Annotated in this window: 15 protein-coding genes; 4 read left to right on the plus strand and 11 right to left on the minus strand. The window is 67.3% G+C overall.

Going from position 1 to position 17,255, the window contains the following annotated elements; genetic code table 11:
• Positions 1-11: 11 nt before the first annotated feature.
• The gene (locus KA383_07390) at positions 12-1,505 is read left to right on the plus strand and encodes an MBOAT family protein (protein MBP7745941.1); all 1,494 of its coding nucleotides are present in this window, start codon (positions 12-14) and stop codon (positions 1,503-1,505) included.
• 37 nt (positions 1,506-1,542) lie between these two features.
• On the opposite strand, the gene KA383_07395 is transcribed toward KA383_07390, so the two are convergent.
• Positions 1,543-3,876, minus strand: coding sequence for a hypothetical protein (locus KA383_07395; protein MBP7745942.1), 2,334 nt, complete (start codon positions 3,874-3,876; stop codon positions 1,543-1,545).
• A gap of 323 nt (positions 3,877-4,199) precedes the next feature.
• On the opposite strand from KA383_07395, the gene KA383_07400 reads away from it, so the two are divergent.
• Together KA383_07400 and KA383_07405 are read left to right on the plus strand one after the other, a co-directional pair.
• Positions 4,200-4,892: a sigma-70 family RNA polymerase sigma factor gene (locus KA383_07400; protein ID MBP7745943.1), complete on the plus strand. Its 693-nt coding sequence runs from the start codon at positions 4,200-4,202 to the stop codon at positions 4,890-4,892.
• Positions 4,870-7,281: a protein kinase gene (locus KA383_07405; protein ID MBP7745944.1), complete on the plus strand. Its 2,412-nt coding sequence runs from the start codon at positions 4,870-4,872 to the stop codon at positions 7,279-7,281. Before KA383_07400 ends, KA383_07405 begins: the two co-directional genes overlap by 23 nt.
• 18 nt (positions 7,282-7,299) lie before the next feature.
• Here KA383_07405 and KA383_07410 read toward each other — a convergent pair whose 3' ends face one another.
• The 10 genes from KA383_07410 to folE form a co-directional block, all read right to left on the minus strand.
• A complete protein-coding gene (locus tag KA383_07410) occupies positions 7,300-9,171 on the minus strand; it encodes a DEAD/DEAH box helicase (GenBank protein ID MBP7745945.1) in 1,872 nt (623 codons plus the stop codon).
• A 94-nt stretch (positions 9,172-9,265) separates the two neighbouring features.
• Entirely contained in the window at positions 9,266-9,832 is a 567-nt protein-coding gene (locus KA383_07415; GenBank protein MBP7745946.1) for a hypothetical protein, read from the minus strand.
• Complete coding sequence (locus KA383_07420; GenBank protein MBP7745947.1) at positions 9,810-10,643, minus strand: thiazole synthase; 834 nt, start codon at positions 10,641-10,643, stop codon at positions 9,810-9,812. Before KA383_07420 ends, KA383_07415 begins: the two co-directional genes overlap by 23 nt.
• A gap of 5 nt (positions 10,644-10,648) precedes the next feature.
• Positions 10,649-10,849, minus strand: coding sequence for a sulfur carrier protein ThiS (gene thiS / locus KA383_07425; protein MBP7745948.1), 201 nt, complete (start codon positions 10,847-10,849; stop codon positions 10,649-10,651).
• A gap of 78 nt (positions 10,850-10,927) precedes the next feature.
• Positions 10,928-11,995, minus strand: a complete 1,068-nt coding sequence (locus KA383_07430; protein MBP7745949.1) for a sulfate ABC transporter ATP-binding protein — start codon at positions 11,993-11,995, stop codon at positions 10,928-10,930.
• A 7-nt stretch (positions 11,996-12,002) separates the two neighbouring features.
• Positions 12,003-12,935, minus strand: a complete 933-nt coding sequence (cysW, locus tag KA383_07435; GenBank protein ID MBP7745950.1) for a sulfate ABC transporter permease subunit CysW — start codon at positions 12,933-12,935, stop codon at positions 12,003-12,005.
• A 5-nt stretch (positions 12,936-12,940) separates the two neighbouring features.
• Positions 12,941-13,789: a sulfate ABC transporter permease subunit CysT gene (cysT, locus tag KA383_07440; GenBank protein ID MBP7745951.1), complete on the minus strand. Its 849-nt coding sequence runs from the start codon at positions 13,787-13,789 to the stop codon at positions 12,941-12,943.
• Positions 13,790-13,809: 20 nt separating this feature from the next.
• Positions 13,810-14,829 carry a sulfate ABC transporter substrate-binding protein gene (locus KA383_07445; protein ID MBP7745952.1) on the minus strand — a complete coding sequence of 340 codons (1,020 nt, stop codon included), beginning with the start codon at positions 14,827-14,829 and terminating at the stop codon, positions 13,810-13,812.
• Positions 14,830-14,905: 76 nt separating this feature from the next.
• Complete coding sequence (locus KA383_07450; protein MBP7745953.1) at positions 14,906-15,115, minus strand: hypothetical protein; 210 nt, start codon at positions 15,113-15,115, stop codon at positions 14,906-14,908.
• 165 nt (positions 15,116-15,280) lie between these two features.
• Positions 15,281-15,865, minus strand: a complete 585-nt coding sequence (gene folE, locus KA383_07455) for a GTP cyclohydrolase I FolE (GenBank protein ID MBP7745954.1) — start codon at positions 15,863-15,865, stop codon at positions 15,281-15,283.
• A 143-nt stretch (positions 15,866-16,008) separates the two neighbouring features.
• Between folE and KA383_07460 the strand changes: the two genes are divergently transcribed.
• Positions 16,009-17,172, plus strand: coding sequence for a hypothetical protein (locus KA383_07460; GenBank protein MBP7745955.1), 1,164 nt, complete (start codon positions 16,009-16,011; stop codon positions 17,170-17,172).
• Positions 17,173-17,255 lie beyond the last annotated feature (83 nt).

Genomic DNA, 17,255 nt, shown 5'->3' on the forward strand with positions numbered 1-17,255 from the left:
TGGTATCGCGGATGACGATGGCCGTACTCGCCAGCCTGGCCGACATACTCCGGTCGTGCGGCCAATACCTGGCCGAGCCCGTTCTGCGCACCCCCTGGACGGACTGGCGCGGCTTCTGGCTTGAGAAAATCCTCGACGACCGCTTCGTCGTGGTTTACTTCCTGCCGCTCGTGCCGCTGCTCCTGCTGCTGCCCCGGCAGCGCCTGCGGCTCGGCATCGTTCTGACCGGACTGGTCTTCGCGGTCTATCTCTTTGGCGCGCTGTACGCCGCCCTGTGGCTGCTGACCTGCATCGCGTTCTACTGGCTCGCCGAGCGTTTCGCGATTGAGTGCCGGCGTACGGACGTGCTGCCGATCGGCCCGCCGCTGGCCGCCATCACGATCGTGGGCGGCTGGTACATCGTGACGATGGTCCTGCACAAGCTCAGCCTGCCGACACCGCTGAACGACTGGCTGTTCGCGCACGCCCGGTGGATCTTCCCGCTAGGGACGCGCGGACTGCCGTGGGAGCCGTTCCTGCTGCGCCTGCACGAATCCACCGCCAGCGGCCAGCCGGCCCAGCTCGTGTACGCCATGTTCTGGAACGCCCACAACATCGGGACGGCGTATCTCGCGGCGCGCCTGCTGCACTATTTCTCCGACCTCAGGCACGAGCGCATCCCCGCGGCGCGGCGGACACTGCTCAACTTCCTGGCGTACGTCTGCTACGCGCCGACGTGGATCCAGGGGCCGATCGAGCGCTATGGCGTGTTCCAGGATGAGCTCGACACCTGTCATGCCCGCCGCACGTGGCGCAACGTCCCCCCCGCCCTGACCCGCATCGGCTGGGGCGTGCTCAAGAGCCTGATTGTCACCTGGTATTTCCACCCGCTGTTCTGGCACGTGTATGGCCTGGGCCACGTCAACACGTACTACCAGCATCCGGAGCAGATCGCGAGTTTCGCGCTCCTGTACTTTGGCGTGTTCCTGCAGATCTTCGGGCTGTATCTCGAGTTCAGCGGGTACTGCGACGTTTCCGCCGGCGTGGCCCGCCTGCTCGGCTATCGCCAGATCGAGAACTTCAACTGGCCCTGGTTCGCGACCAGCATGCGCGACTTCTGGCGGCGCTGGCACATCAGCCTGTCCGCGCTGCTGCGCGACTACCTCTACATCCCGTTCGGCGGCAATCGCCGGCACACTACGCTGAACCTGTGCCTGACCTTCTTCATCATCGGGCTGTGGCACAAGCTGGTGCCGCAGGTCGGGATCTGGGGGATTGTGATGGGACTGATGGTCGCGGCCAGTCAGCACTGGGCACGCTGGACGAAGCGGCTCGAAGCGGAGCCCGCGCGACCGCTGGCGCGCCTCCGGCGCGGCTGGCTGAAGCTCCAGCCGCTGCCGTGGTTGACCGACTGGCTGATTACGCAGCACCTGTTCGTGTTTTCGCTGCTGATCTTCTTCGGCGGCGCGGGGGCCCTCAACGTCGTGCGCGAGATCTTGCGGCGCGTCTGGCAGTGGCTGGTGTAAGCCGGCCGCGCGACGTGCGAGCCGCGCGGGCGCGGGCTCAATCCTGCGACGTCAGCAGGTTGACGAACGGGTTGATGTCGCCGAAGTCCGCGAAGCCGTTGCCGTCGATGTCGCCGTTGAGCGGTGGACAGCCGGGGAAGCTGGTCTGCCACAGTTCCGGATAGGTCAGGCGCAACACGAACGGGTTGATGTCGCCGAAGTTCACGACGCCGTCACAATTGAGATCGCCCGGCAACAGCGGGGACAGGTCCACGGTGTACAGCCCGCGCCCGTGCGTGGCGGCCAGCAGCTTTGTGGAGTTGTGCATGAACAGCAGTTCGTCCACGCTGACGTTGGCCGGCCCGCGGTTGGTCGTGGACCAGCTCAGGCCGCCGTCCACGCTCTCGAAGATGCCCACCTCCGTGCCGACGTACAGCCAGTCGGACCGGTCAGGGTGGCGCGCGACACCGCGAATCGGGGCCGCCGGCAAGCCGGTCGCGCCCGTGCCGGTGACATCGTACCAGTTCGCGCCGCCGTCCAGCGTCTGCCAGAGGTTGTTCTCCGCGAAGCCGCCCAGCGCCACGTAGACCACCTGCACGTTGTCCGGATCAACCAGGATCCGCGTGATATAGCGGTCGGGCAGCGGGTTCGCGCCGGTGTTGTTGTCCACCGCGACCCAGCTCGGGCTCGCGTTCGTGCCGTTGGTCGTCCGGTGCAGTTCGCCGTTGTTCTGCCCGACCCAGATGATGTCGGAATTGCCCGGCGCTACCGCGATCGCGCTGATCCGGTCGGAACCCGGGGCGCGGATCGCCTGCCACGTGGGACTGATCGCCTTGACGTTCTCGGAGCGCCACAGGCTGGCGCCGCCCGCGAGCATGCGCTTCGAGTTGTTGGGGTCGAGAATGAACGGGGCGATGAAGTTCGCATTCGTGCCGGCATCGGCGATGCCGTTGTAGATGTAGTTGGCGCTGGCGCCGCCGTTCGTGGAGCGATGAATCTGCAGCGTGATGTACTCGCCATAGCAGTAATTCGGGGCCGTGGGATCGATGGCGCAGAAGCCGCCATCGCCACCGAAGGCGAGATTGGCCTGGCTATTGGCAGCGCTCAGGCAGAGCGTGCCGTTGTCCTGCGTGCCGCCGTACAGCCGGCCGGTGGGGCCGTCGCCGGCGGCGCCGTAGAACTGCGTGGTGGCGTAGGTCTGGTCGCGCTTCATCCAGCCGCTGCCGGTCGAAGCGGTGTAGATGTTGTCGGTCCGCCAGACGCCACCGTCGGTCCCGACGTATAAGCGCCGATTGGTGACGCCGTCGAAGCCGGCCTCGCAGGTGAACGTGTGAATATCCACGTGCGGCTGGACGGTCATGATGTAACCGTCGCTGATCTGCGTAAGGGTCGTGCCGCCGTTCACGCTCTTGAGGATGTTGTACCCGCCGGTGACGAGAAACTCGGGGTTCGTGGGATCGACCCACAGCGGGTTGGCATACCAGCTCACGCCGGACGTGCCGCTGGTCGTGCGCCGCGTGTACGAGTGGCCACCATCGGTGGAGCGGTAGATGACGCCGCCGTCGATCGCAACCGAGGCGTAGACGATGGCCGGATTGCTCGGGGCGTACGCGAGTTCGATGCGCGCCCCGAAGCCTGGCACGTTGCTCAGCCCGCTCGCGACGGTCCAGTTCGCACCGCCGTTGGTGCTGTACAGCGCGGCGTGGAACCAGTCGCTCGTGTTCCAGTCATAGTCGATGATCTGGGCGACAGCCTTGTTGCCGTTCGTGGGGTCAAAGGCCACATAGAACGAGCCCTGGGCCCACTTGGGGTTCGTCCAGCTCGCCCCGCCGTTCGTGCTGCGCTGAATCCCGCCGTAGCGCTTGGCTGCCAGGATCAGGTTGCTGTTGGTCGGGCTGACGGCGATGCGGCAGACGTTGTCCCAGCCGGCGGTGGACGGGAGCAGCGTCCATGAGTCGCCGTTGTCGGTGGACTTGTAGATGCCCGTGCCGCCGATCGCATCGGCGTTGAAGAAGCCTTCGCCGGTGCCGGCGTAGAGCACGTGCGGGTTGGATGGATCGCGGGTCAGGCAGCAGATGGCGAGATTGGGCAAGGCGTCGTCGACCGGGGCCCACGTCGCGCCGGCGTCGAGGCTGAGCCAGATACCCCCGCTGACGGCACCGGCGAGAATACGATTCGGGTCGGCCGGATCCACGAGGATGGCGCGGGTGCGGCCGCCGACGTTATCGGGTCCATGCGCGGTCCAATGGGCCGCATCGAGCAGGCCGGCCCGCGCGCTGGCGCGCTCGGTCCAGTAAGCGAGATTGGCGTCGCGTTGCGCCCGGGCGCGCAGCAGAGCGTCCGGGGCCACCTGGCCGTGTTCGTCCAGCCAGCTCAAGCGACGCCAGCGCATCGCCTCGTCCGGGTTCGTGGCGCGCGCGAGCTTGATGTAGGCGCTTGGCGCACGCCTGTCGGAATCGTCTGATCGCGATGCCGCTCGGGTACCGTTTCGGCACGGGCAGCGGCTGGAGCAACCCGCCAAGACAACACAAACCAGTAAACCGACGGCAACGCGCATGCCGAGCACCTCTTTCGTCACAGGGCGCAACCCTGGCCGGTCTGCAAACCGGTCGTGCCCCGCCCGTGTATCTGTACTGTATCTATCGGTCGTTCCGCGGCCAAGCGCCGTTTGGAGCCGGCGCGACCCCATCCGGACGGCGCGCCGCGTCTATTTGCATGTTTTTGCCGGCGAGCAGCCCGTATAATGAAACCAGCATGATGGGGATCGTTGACGTTCCTGACACCGAAGTCGCGGCGGCGGCGGCGGGCGCTAAAGACGCGCGCACACGCGTCCTCGGACTCCTTGCGCCGCGTGTGCGGCTGATGGTGCTTGCGCGTCTGAACCCCACGATCCTGCAGGGCGCGGCGGTCGACGACGTCGCGGAGGATGTGTTGCTCGCGGTGCTGGCCGGCTTGCCGCGCCTGGAGGTGCGGACACTGGCGGGCCTGCGCGCGTTTGTCTCGGGAGTCGTGACGCGCAAGGTGGCGGATTTCATTCGCGGCCGCGGAAACGGCCACCGGCCCGAGCGCAAAGTGCGCTCGCTCGATTCGACCATCGCCGACTTGTCGCACGCGGGCCCGGTGTGGGAGTTCCTCTCGGCCTCGGGCGCCTCGCCGCACAGCGCGGTCGACCAGGCGGAACGCATCGCACGGCTGATGTCCGAACTCGCCCGGCTCAAGGACTCGTACCGCCAGGTGATCACCCTGGCATTCTTCGACCAGTTGCCACTGAGTGAGATCGCGGAACAGATGGGATTGTCGCGGCCCGCCGCGTCCATGCTGTTAATCCGGGCCGTGCAGGCCCTGCGACAACAAGTGGCCGATCTGAACACGTCCGGCAACCACAATGGCAACCAGCGCGCCGACTGAACACGACGGGGATCCGGCGCTGCCGGATCGCCTCGACGCGGCGCTGGCCGACTTCTGGCGCGGCGATGCGGCAGCGCTCGAGGGTCTGGTCGCGGGCGCGCCAGGCTCCGGCCCGCCTGTGGAAGCGCTGTTTGGCGATTTGCACGCGGCGCCCCGGGTGCCGGTGGTCGGCCTGAGCGATCCCTCGCAGGTCAGCGGCTACCGCATCGTGCGCGAACTGGGCCGCGGCGGCATGGGTGTCGTGTACGAGGCGGAGCAGGAGCATCCGCGCCGCCGGGTGGCACTCAAAGTCCTCGGCGGCCTCGTCCCCGACACACGACACGTCCGGCTGTTCCAGCGCGAGATTCACACGCTTGCGCGGCTGGCGCACCCGGCGCTGGTGACCGTGTACGAGGCCGGGCAGACCGGCGACGGCCGGCCGTTCTTCACGATGGAGCTGGTGCAGGGCGTGCCGCTGGACGTGTACGCGCGCGAGCACGAGCTAACCGTGGGGGCGCGGCTGGAGCTGTTTGCGCAGATCTGCGCGGCGGTGGTCCATGCGCACGCCCACGGGGTCATTCATCGGGACCTCAAGCCCGCCAACATCCTGATCGACCCGGAGGGCCGGCCGCGCATTCTCGACTTCGGACTGGCGCGCGTCACCGACATGGATGTCACGGTGAGCATCGCGGCCACGGACTCCGGCCAGATTGCCGGCACCCTGGCCTACATGAGCCCGGAGCAGGCCCGCGGGCAGCCGGGGGACATCGACGAGCGCAGCGACGTGTACGCGCTGGGCGTCATTCTATACCAGTTGCTCACCGGGCAACTGCCCTACGAACTCCGTCAGGTTCTGCCGCACGAACGGCTGCGCATCATCTGCGAGGAGCCACCCCAGCGGCCCAGCGTCGTGCTGCGCGCGCTGCGCGGCGACCTCGAGACGATCGTGCTCAAAGCCCTGGAAAAGGACCCGGCGCACCGCTACGCAACGGCCGCGGAACTGGGGGCCGACATCCGCCGTTACCAGGCGGGCGAGCCGATCCAGGCTCGGCCGACGAGCGGCCTGTACGTGCTGCGTATGCGCCTGCTGCGGAATCGGCGTACGCTGACCATCGCGGCCGTTGTGGCGCTGCTGGCCCTGGGCGGCTGGGGGGTCGCTCAGGGTTGGCAGACCCACCAGGAGCACCTGCAACGTGCGCGGGAACTGGTGGCGGGCCGCAAGGCGCTGTTATCCCTGCAATCCCGACTGGAAAGCGGTGTGTTGGCGGACGCGCTCGGCCAGGCCGAGCTTGTACCGGGCATGTACCCGGAGTTGCCGGAGGCATGCCTGGTGCGGGCGCTGGCGCATTTCCGCCGGCCCGCCGGCGAGTCACGCCATAACGCCATCAGCACGCTGGAGGTGGCGCTCCGCGGCAACGCGCAGCGTTGGGAGTGTGCTGCCCTGCTCTCGGAGCTGTACCGGCAGGGCGGCAACGTGGAGCGCGCCAACGATCTGGCTGCGCAGGTGAAGTCCGCGGCGCCGGACACGGCCGAGGGCTGGTACCTGCGCTCGCTGGCGACGCTGGACGTCCGGTGGGCGCAGCAGTGCGCCGCGTTGGCCGTGCAGCGCGATCCAACGTACGTGCCGGCCTGGATGCGGCACACGCATCTCTGCGTGACCGCGCAGGACTGGACCGGCGCCCTGGCCGGCGCCGAAACGCTGATGCGCCTCGATGCCGCCGACTACCGGTGGGCCACGCTCCGTGGTGACCTGCTGGCGCGCACTGGGGCGCTGTCGGCGGCAATCGCCCAGTATTCGCAGCTCATCACGGTGGATGGGCACGAATACAACGCCTACCTGCAGCGCGCGATGGCATATCGCCTGCTCGGTGACTTGGACCGCGCCATCGCGGACTACACCACCTGCCTCAAGTTCCCGGTGGCCCCGGCAACCACGGTCTGGCCCCGCTTTCATCGCGCGACGGTGCTCTGGATGACCGGCCAGCGGGACGCCGCCCTGGAAGACTATGCCTGGATGCGCGCCCGCCTCGGGCGCGCCTTCTACGGCGATGCTCGGTCATACCTGATCCTGCGGGAACTCGGCCGCGACGACGACGCGGACACCGTGGTATGCCACGCGCTCGGCAGCGTCGCGGATGATCCGTGGCTCCTCAAGGTCCTGGAGTGTCTGCTGGCGCGCGCGCCGGAGGACCTGTTGGCCGCGGCCGTGCAAATGCCCAGCCCCACGCACGAGTGTGAGGCGGGTTATTACGCGGGCGAGCTGTACCGGCTGGCCGGCGACGCAGTTGCCGCGCGCCCGTGCTTCGAGCGTGCCGTGCGGACGGGCCTGGCCTTCGCGCACGACATTCCGCTGGTGCCGATGAACGAGTACGACCTGGCCGTGTGGCGCTTGGGGCAGTTGTCGCCGTGACCTGACGACGCTTCCCGCCTACCAGGGCTGGTGCGACGTTTCCACGTGACACGTCGGGAGGCTGGTGAGGAACCGACGCCCGTACGGCTTGCGCACGATGCGCGGATCGAGGATCACCACGATGCCGCGGTCGCTCTTGCTGCGAATGAGCCGACCGAAGCCCTGGCGGAACTTCAGCACCGCCTCCGGCAACTGGAAATCGTTGAACGGATTGCCGCCGCGCTGGCGAATCAGGTCGATCCGCGCCTCGACGGTCGGCCGGTCGGGGACGGCGAACGGCAGCTTCACGATGGTGACGTTGGACAGCGCCTCGCCGACCACATCGACGCCCTGCCAGAAGCTGTCGGTGCCGAAGATCACGGCGCGCGGCGTGACGCGAAACTTCTCCAGCATCTTCGAGCGGGGCAGCGACTCGCCCTGCAGGAGCAGCGTGTAGCCCTCGACGGCCAGCTCGTCGCGCACCAGCCGCGCCAGGTCGTTCAGCATCTTGTAGCTGGTGAACAGGACGAACGCCCGGCCCTCCGTCTGCCGCAGATAGTGAATCGCGGCCCGCGCCGCGGCCGCGACGAATTCATCACCGGCGCTTGGGTCCGGCAGGCCCGCCTCGATGTGGATGGTCACCTGGCGCTCAAAGTCGAACGGCGAACCGAGCCGCAGCGTGTCCGCCTCCGCAACGCCCAGGCGGCCCAGGAGATAGCTGAAGCCGTCATCATCCGCCGTCGCCAGCGTGGCGCTGGTCAGGATCGTGCTGGCGATGCGGCTGAACAGCAGCTCGTGCAGGATGGGGGCGACATCGAGCGGGGCAGCGCACAACGCGACCCGTGCGCCGCGACCAACCTCCGTGTCGATCCAGTACACATGCTCGTCATAGGCGCGCGCCAGCAGTCCGTCGACGCCGGCGGCCAGCTCGGCGGCCCGGTCGAGATAGCCACCGAGTTCGTAGCGGTCTTCCTCGCGCGGCAGCTCTTTCTTCAGCACTTCCAGCGCCGTCACCATGCTGCCGAGCGCCGGCGTCAACACGTTGTCCACGGTGGGCGCGGTTACCAGCCGCCCGTTCGAGCGTCCACGCGTCCGTTGCCAGTCGAGCAGTTCGTTGAAGAACTGCGTCGTCGCCGATTGCGCGGCGATGACCTTCTGCCGGTGCTCATCCGTGCCCACGGCGGCGAGATAGCCCTTGCCCGTGCGCTCATTGAAAAGGCCCGACAGGATGTGTTGCACCTGTCCATGGGCAACACGCACGCCGAAGTGATCGCTGGCCACGCCCTCCAGCGTGTGTGCCTCGTCGATGATCGCCAGGTCGTAGTCGGGCAGGACGCTCGCGCCCGCGCGGCGCAGCAGCAGATCGCTGACCAGTAGCGCGTGGTTCACGATCAGCAGGTCGGCGGACGCGGCGCGCCGGCGGGCGCGCTGGTAGAAGCAGTCGGTGTACGTCGGGCAGCGCCGGCCGAGGCAGTTGTTGTGCTCGCTGCGGACCTTCTCCCAGACCTCAAACGGCGGCGCCTCGGGCAGATCGCCGAGCGAGCCGTCCTCCGTCTCATACGCCCAGTCTTCGATGGCGTGCAGCGCGCGGCGCAGGTACATGTTCTCGAACAGCGCCTTCTGCCGCGTGCTGGCCCCTTTCAAGCGGCGCAGGCTCAGGTAGTTGTTGCGGCCCTTGACCAGCTCGGCCTTGAACGACAGGCCCAGGGCCGCCTGGAGGAATGGCACGTCCTTCTGGATCAGTTGTTCCTGGAGCGCGATCGTGTGTGTGCTGACGATGACGCGGCGTTTGTTCCTAACAATTTGCTCGATCGCGGGCAGCAGGTACGCGAAGGTCTTGCCGACGCCGGTGCCGGCTTCGACCGCCAGGTGCCGCGGACCCGCGAACGCAGCCGCGACCGCGGCGGCCATCTCGGACTGCTGCGGGCGGGCCTCGAAGCCCGGGAGATGTTGCGCCACGCGGCCGTCCGGGGCGAGCCATTCCGCGACCAGCACGCCCTGCCTCCTACCCGCCGCCGAGCGCTTCGACGAAGTCCCACGTGAAGATCGCGGTGTAGCTGAGGGCCACGAGGATGACGATCGTGCCAAACGCGACCACGAAGGTCTGGCCGCTGATCCACCCGCCGCGCATGGTCGCCAAGATGTGCGGCCGCGCCAGCACCAGCATGCTGATGATCATCGCGCCGGAGGTCAGCGGCACGGAGATCGAGTGCAGGTAGCTGTAGATCCACGTGCCGCGGCCCACTTCGCGCTCGCGCCCGTCGAGCGAACGGATGAAATGCCCGCGCACGAAGTACGCCGGCGTACGCGTGCCGTCCTCGGCCTCGATCCACGTGCGATATCCGTTGTGCGCATCGCCGCCGAGCGCGTGATAGCTCAGCGTGTATACCAGGAAGTTCAGCAGCCCCAGCACGATCACGCCGATGCAGATCTGGTTGCGCCGCCGACGTGGCAGGCGGTCCACCGGGCAGAGCGGCGCCGGCTCGGCCTCGCACACCACGTCCAGTGAGGCCAGCAGCACGTCGTCGGCCGGCGATTCCGGCGCAGGATCAGCGGGCGGCAACGGGGGCAATGCGTCCCTCCATGGGCGACGACGCCGTGGCATAGAGCTTGCGCGGGATGCGCCCGGCGCGGAACGCCAGGTAGCCAGCCTCGACCGCGTGGCGCATGGCGTGCGCCATCGCGACCGGGTCGCGCGCCCCGGCGATACCCGTGTTCAGCAGGACGCCGTCGGCGCCGAGCTCCATCGCGATCGTGACGTCGGACGCCGTCCCGACGCCCGCGTCGACGATCACCGGGTAGTCCGGGTCATTGCCTTTGAGCTGTTCCAGGATGATGCGGATGTTGTTGGGGTTCAGGACACCCTGGCCGCTGCCGATCGGCGAACCGAGCGGCATAACACTGGCGCAGCCGGCCGCCTTCAGCCGCTGGCAGAGGATCGGGTCGTCGTTGGCGTAGGCCAGGACGATGAAGTCCTCCTTCAGCAGCGTCTCGGCGGCGCGCAGGGTTTCCATCGGGTCCGGTAGCAGCGTCTGCTTGTCACCGAGGACTTCGAGCTTCACCCAGCGGGCGCCGGGATTCTTCAGCCCTTCGAGCAGCTCGCGCCCCAGGCGCGCCGCGCGAATCGCATCGTCGGCGCTGAAGCAGCCGGCCGTGTTTGGCAAGATCGTGTAGCGCTGCAGGTCCAAGAAGTCGAGCAGGCTGCGGCCCTGTTTGTCGTAGAGCCGCTCGCGGCGAACGGCAACGGTGACGACCTCGCACCCGGAGGCGTCCAGCGCCGCGCGCATCAGCTCGTAATCCGGCGCGCCGTCGCGCAAGTATTTGCCCGTCCCCACGAACAGCCGGGCGCGAATGTTGAAGTCCGCGATCTTCAGCGGGGGCATCTCCATCAGCCACCTCCAACCAGCGTGACGATCTCCACGCGATCCCCTTCACGCAGGGCCGTCTCGCGATACGTCGCCCGCCGGACCAGCCGCTCGTTGACCTCGACGGCGACGCGTTCCGGCGTAAGGTCGAATTGCGCAACGAGATCAGCGACGCTGGCCCCGTCGGGCATTTCGCGGGATTCACCGTTCACAGTCACCTGCATCTCGCGTGCTCCGCCCGCAGATTATAGCGGCACCAGCGGACGCGCGAAACGCGCACCGTAACCCCCGAGGAAGTGCAGCTACGCCTTGTGATTGTCCGCGAAAACCCGCATTTGCCGCGGCCGTACGAAGACCCGCCGGCCGCGCCCGACGCCCAGTGCGCGGTAGCGCTCCTGGGTCATTTCGACGTGAATCGACTCCCCCAGCACTGTCACCAGCTCGATCTTCACCTGCGGGCCGGCGGCGTTGATGTGGGCGATCGTCCCCTCCACGAGCGTGTCTTCCGCCGGTTGCGTGTCGAGCTCCAGGTCGTGCGGCCGCACGAACCCGCGCACCTCCAGCGAGCCCGTCAGCGGCGCATCGGGATAGTCCAGCTCGACCCCGCCGAAGAAGGCCTTGCTGCCCTCGGCCCGCCCGTGGAACACGTTCACGTGCCCCAGGAAGTTCATCACGAACTCGCTCGCCGGATGGTGGAAGACTTCCTCCGGCGTGCCCATCTGCTCGATCCGGCCGGCGTTCATGACGACGACGCGGTCGGCCACCTCCAGCGCTTCCTCCTGGTCGTGCGTGACCAGCACGCCGGTGACGTTGATCTCGCCGTGCAGACGGCGCAGCCAGCGACGCAGCTCCTGGCGCACCTTTGCATCCAGCGCCCCGAACGGCTCGTCCAGCAACAGTACCTTCGGCTCGACGGCCAGGGCCCGCGCGAGGGCCACGCGCTGCCGCTGCCCGCCCGAGAGCTGCGACGGATAGCGGCCGGCCAGCCAGTCGAGCTGCACCAGCGCCAGCAGCCGCTGCACACGCGCGCGAATCTCGCCCGCAGCCGGACGCACCCGCCGCGGCTGGACGCGCAGCCCGAAGGCGACGTTCTCGAACACGGTCATGTGGCGGAAGAGAGCGTAGTGCTGAAAGACGAAGCCGACCCGCCGCTCCTGCACCCGCCGCGCCGTCGCGTCCTCGCCGTGGAACAGGATCGTCCCGGAGTCGGGCACTTCCAATCCGGCGATGATCCGCAGCAGCGTCGTCTTGCCCGAGCCCGACGGGCCGAGCAGTGCGATCAGCTCGCCGGTTTGCACTTCGAGGCTCACATCGCGCAGCGCCGTGAACGTGCCGAACGTCTTCGTGATCTGTCGGACTTCGATGCTCATGCTGCGCTCACTCGTCGGCCACGGTCGCGGGGGCGGTCACCACCACGGCCTCCGGCTCCGATTCGTCATTGCCCGTGTCCGTAGATCGCCGCCGCGTCTGCCACTCGACCAGGGTCTTGGCTCCCAGGGTGACCAGGGCGAGCAGCGTCAGTAGCGATGCGACGGCGAACGCGCCGACGAAATTGTATTCGTTGTAGAGAATTTCGACGTGCAGTGTCATCGTGTTCGTGAGGCCGCGGATGTGGCCGGACACGACCGACACCGCGCCGAACTCGCCCATGGCGCGGGCGTTGCACAGGATCACGCCGTACAGCACGCCCCACTTGATGTTGGGCAGCGTGACGCGGAAGAAGGTCTGCCAGCCATGCGCGCCCAGCACCACCGCGGCCTCCTCCTCTTCTGTCCCCTGGGCCTGCATGAGCGGGATTAGCTCGCGGGCCACCAGCGGGCACGTCACGAACAGCGTCGCCAGCACAATCCCGGGCACCGCGAAGATGATCTTGATGTCATGCGCGTCCAGCCACGGCCCCAGCCAGCCGCGCAGCCCGAACAGCAGCACGTAGATCAAACCGGAAATCACCGGCGAGACCGCAAACGGCAGATCGATCAGCGTAATGAGCACGCTCTTGCCGCGAAACTCGAACTTCGCGATTGCCCACGCCGCGGCGATGCCAAAGACGAGGTTCAGCGGCACGACAATCGCCGCCGTGAGCAGCGTCAGGCGAATCGCGGCCTGCGCATCCGGGTCGCGGAATGACGCCAGGTACGCCGATACGCCGCGCTCAAACGCCTGGGCGAACACGGCCGCCAGTGGCAGAAATAGAAACAGTCCGAGGAACGCCAGGGCAAACCCGATCAGCAACCAGCGCACGACCCACGGCTCCGCAGTCGCCCGCGGGACCTGGTGTGCCACCGGGATGTGAATACTGGCCGTCGCCATGCTCCTCAATCGCCGTGGACCGGCCGCAGCCGGCTCGCCCAGCGCTGCAGCAGGTTGATCAGCAGCAGCAGCGCAAATGACGCAACCAGCATCACGACCGCCAGGGCCGTCGCGCCGGCGTAGTCAAATTGCTCCAGCTTGATGACAATCAGCAGGGGCGTGATTTCTGTCTTCATGGGCATGTTGCCCGCGATGAACACGACCGACCCGAACTCGCCCAGCGCCCGCGCGAACGCGAGCGCGAACCCGGTTGCCAGCGCCGGCCAGAGTTCCGGGAGAATGACGCGTGTCACGGTCTGCCAGCGCCGCGCCCCCAGGCTGGCCGCGGCCTCCTCGATCTCCGCGTCCAAGTCCTCCAGCACCGGCTGCACCGTTCGCACGACGAACGGCAGGCCGATGAAGGTCAGGGCCACGATGACCCCGAGCGGCGTGAACGCCACCTTGATGCTGGCTGGCTCCAGGAGGCGGCCAATCCAGCCGTTCGTGGCGTAGATGCTGGTGAGCGCGATGCCGGCCACCGCGGTCGGCAGCGCGAACGGCAGGTCGACCATCGCGTCGATCAGCTTGCGGAGCGGAAAGCGATAGCGCACCAGCACCCAGGCCACGATCGAGCCGAACACTGCGTTGATGAGTGCGCCAACGAATGACGCCCCGAACGTCAGCTTGTATGAGGCCAGTACACGCGGCGCGGTGACCGCGCTCCAGAAATCGCCCCAGCTCATCCCCGTCGTCTTCAGCACCAGCGCGCCGAGCGGGATCAGCACGATCAGGCAGAAATAGGTGAGCGTGAACCCCATCGCCAGCCCGAACCCGGGCAGGATGCGGCGTGTGCGGCTCTGCGCGGCGCCCGACATGCGATGCTCACTTCAGAGGACTAGCCCGGCTGATAGATCTTGTCGAACGTGCCGCCGTCAGCGAAATGCTCTTTCTGAGCCTTCTCCCAGCCGCCGAACTCCTCGTCGATCGTGAACAGCTTCACCTGCGGGAAGCGGTCGCGGTACTTCTCGGCGACCTCCTTGAGCCGCGGGCGATAGTAGTGCTTCGCAGCGATCTCCTGGCCCTCCGGCGTGTACAGGTACTCCAGGTAGGCCGTCGCCACCGCGCGTGTGCCATGCTTGTCCACGTACTTGTCCACGACGGCAACGCTCGGCTCCGCCAGGATGCTGAGCGAGGGCACGACGATCTCCACCTTGTCCTTGCCCAGCTCGTTCAGCGCCAGCAGCGCCTCGTTCTCCCACGCCAGCAGCACGTCGCCGATCTCACGCTGCACGAACGTCGTGGTCGCGCCGCGCGCCCCGGAATCCAGCACCGGCACGTTCTTGTAGAGCTGCATGATGAACTCGCGCGCTTTCTGGTCGTTGCCGTCCTGCTGATGCCGCGCAAACGCCCAGGCCGCCAGGTAATTCCAACGCGCCACGCCGGAGGTTTTCGGATTGGGTGTGATTACGCTGACGCCGGGCTTGATCAGGTCATCCCAGTCCTTGATGCCCTTGGGATTGCCCTTGCGGACGAGGAAGAGGATGGTGGAGGTATACGGGGCGCTGTTGTCCGGTAGCTGCTTCTGCCAGTCTTTCGGCAACAGCTTCCCATGCTGGGCGATGGCATCCACATCGTAAGCGAGGGCCAGCGTGACGACGTCGGCTTCCAGCCCGTCAATCACCGCGCGGGCCTGCTTGCCCGAGCCGCCGTGCGACTGGCGCACCGTCACCGTGCCGCCGTGCTTGTCCTTCCAGTATTTCGCGAACGCGGCGTTGAATTCCTGGTACAGCTCCCGCGTCGGGTCGTACGACACGTTCAGCAGCGTGACGTCCTGCGCCGGCTGCGCCGACGCGGCGGTCGGCCACGACGCACCCGTCGCCATCACGAGAACCACAGGTACGATCAATGTCTTCATCTGCAAGCCCTTCTTCAGAAGTCGATTCAGAACCTGCGGGCAGCGCGGGCGTCCGGGCCCCGCGCAGCCGTGGCGACTACTCGATGTACCCGAGCGCCCGCAGTCGCCGCCGCACGGCGTCGATTTCGTTCTCGGTCAGCCCCGGCGGCTTGCGGTCTAGTTTTCCGCCGGCGGCGACGTCGCGCAGCACGTATGTGGCGAACTCGGTTACACTTCTAAACCCAGTGTTCTTAATGAGTTCCGATAACTTATCGTACAACTCCCCGGGAATCTTGAGCGTGACCATCCGGTGTTTGCCGCCACCCTCGCCGGCCATACGCGCATCCTCAATCGGCTGTCCAGAAACCCATGACGCTTCATTAAGAGTGTACTTACACTCCATCAAGAGTCAAGACAGATTGCACCAAGTCGCGGCTTATTCTTCCGCGACCGGGAGCGATTGCGGACCCTGTCAGTGATTGTGCAGCAGCGACAGGACCTCGCCCCGGGTCGCCTGATTGGTGTGCATGATGCCCCGCAGCGCGGACGTGACCATGACGCTGCCCGGCTTCTTCACGCCGCGACAGGTCATGCACGTGTGGACGGCCTCCAGGACGACCGCGCAGCCCTTCACATTCAGGCGCTGGGCGAGCACGTCGGCGATTTGCGAAGTCAGCCGCTCCTGCACCTGGGGGCGGTGGGCGAAAACGTCTACAAGCCGCGCCAGCTTCGAAAGTCCCAGCACCTTGCCGCCGGGGATGTAGGCGACGTGCGCCCGGCCCTCGAACGGCATCAAGTGATGCTCGCAGGTGCTGTTAAACGGGATGTCCCGCAGCACCACCATCTCGTGGTGGTCCTCGTCGAACATCGCCTGCAGATGCACGTCGGGCTCCTGGTGCAGTCCGGCGAACAGCTCCGTGTACATCCGCGCCACGCGCTCGGGCGTCTTGCGCAGTCCCTCGCGGTCGGGGTCTTCCCCGATGGCCAGGAGGATTTCGCGCACCGCGCGTTCGATGCGGGCCGTGTCGATCGGCGAATCGGTCTTGGCTGGTTTCATGGCACTTTCCGCGATTGTAGGTCGCAGCTTGATCGTCGTCGAGCCCGCGACCGGGGGGGCCCCGCGCGGAATAACACGACGTCGCGCCCGAATACCCTCGGGAACGCGGTGCCACTGAACTGCACCGCGCCGGGAGTGCAGCCATGCGGATCGCGTACGGCGTGTTCGGATACGGGCGCGGGCATGCGACGCGCGCGGCGGCCGTTCTGCCACACTTGATGCGGCGGCATGAAATTCGCCTCTTCGCCGGCGGGGACGCGTACGAGCAGTTGTCGCCGGGCTACCGCGTCGAGCGCATTCCGACGCTCAGCTACGCGTACGACGGAGACGGAAAAGTCTCGTCATGGCTCACCGGGCAGCGCAACGCGTGGTCCGTATCCGACCTGCTGCTGGGCGGCCCGCAATTCCGTGCCGTGCGTGACGCGGTCGCCGATTTCGATCCGGACGTGATCATCTCCGACGCCGAGCCGTGGCTGCACCGCGTGGCGCGGCACCTGGGCGTGCCGCGCATCGGCTTCGATCACTACGGCGTGCTGGTCTACTGCCGGCCGCCGATCGCGCTGGCGGATCGCCTGCGCAGTCGCCGCGACGTACTGACGTACCGGTTCCTGATGGGCCGGCCCGAGCGGATCATTGTGTCGAGCTTCTATGATGCGCCGCCGCGCTGGCCGTCGGTGCGCGTGATCGGCCCGCTCTTGCGGCCCGAGGTTCTGCGGGCGAATGCGACCCGCGGCAAACACCTGCTCGTGTACTTCAACAAGGGACAACACCAACTCACGCCGCATATCGAGCGTGCCCTGCGCGAAGCGGGCTGCCCGGCGATCATCTATGGCACGCCGCAGCGGGGCCGTGACGGCAATCTGGACTTTCGTCCGCCGAGCAACGTGCCGTTCGTGGAGGATCTGGCGCGCTGCCGGGCGGTGATCAGCACGGCGGGCAATCAACTCGTCGGCGAGGCGCTGCACCTGGGCAAGCCCTTGCTGGTAATGCCGGAGCACTCGGTCGAGCAGCGCCTGAACGCGGCGGAGGTCGAGCGGCTGGGGATCGGGCGGCAAGTCGCGCAGGCAGAATTCAACGCGGACGTGCTGCGGAGCTTCCTGGCCGCTGAAGCGACGTATGGCGCGCGAATCCGGCGGACAGCGCGGGACGGTTGCCAGGAAGCAGTGGCGGCCATTGAGCAGTGCGTCCGCGAGTTGGCAGGCACATGCACTCAACCTCGGCGTGTGGACTCCTATTCCCGGCACGAAGCGCTGATCAGCTCGTCGAGCGCGCCACGTCGGGTGCCGGCGGCCGGGCCGCGCTCGTAACCGTGCCCGGTGTGAACCCGGCGCGCGGCACGAAGTCTACTGCGTGATCTTCCGCTGCTTGTCGCGAATCTGACTGACGGGGT

It is taken from the genome of Phycisphaerae bacterium, assembly GCA_017999985.1.
Taxonomy (GTDB): domain Bacteria; phylum Planctomycetota; class Phycisphaerae; order UBA1845; family Fen-1342; genus JAGNKU01.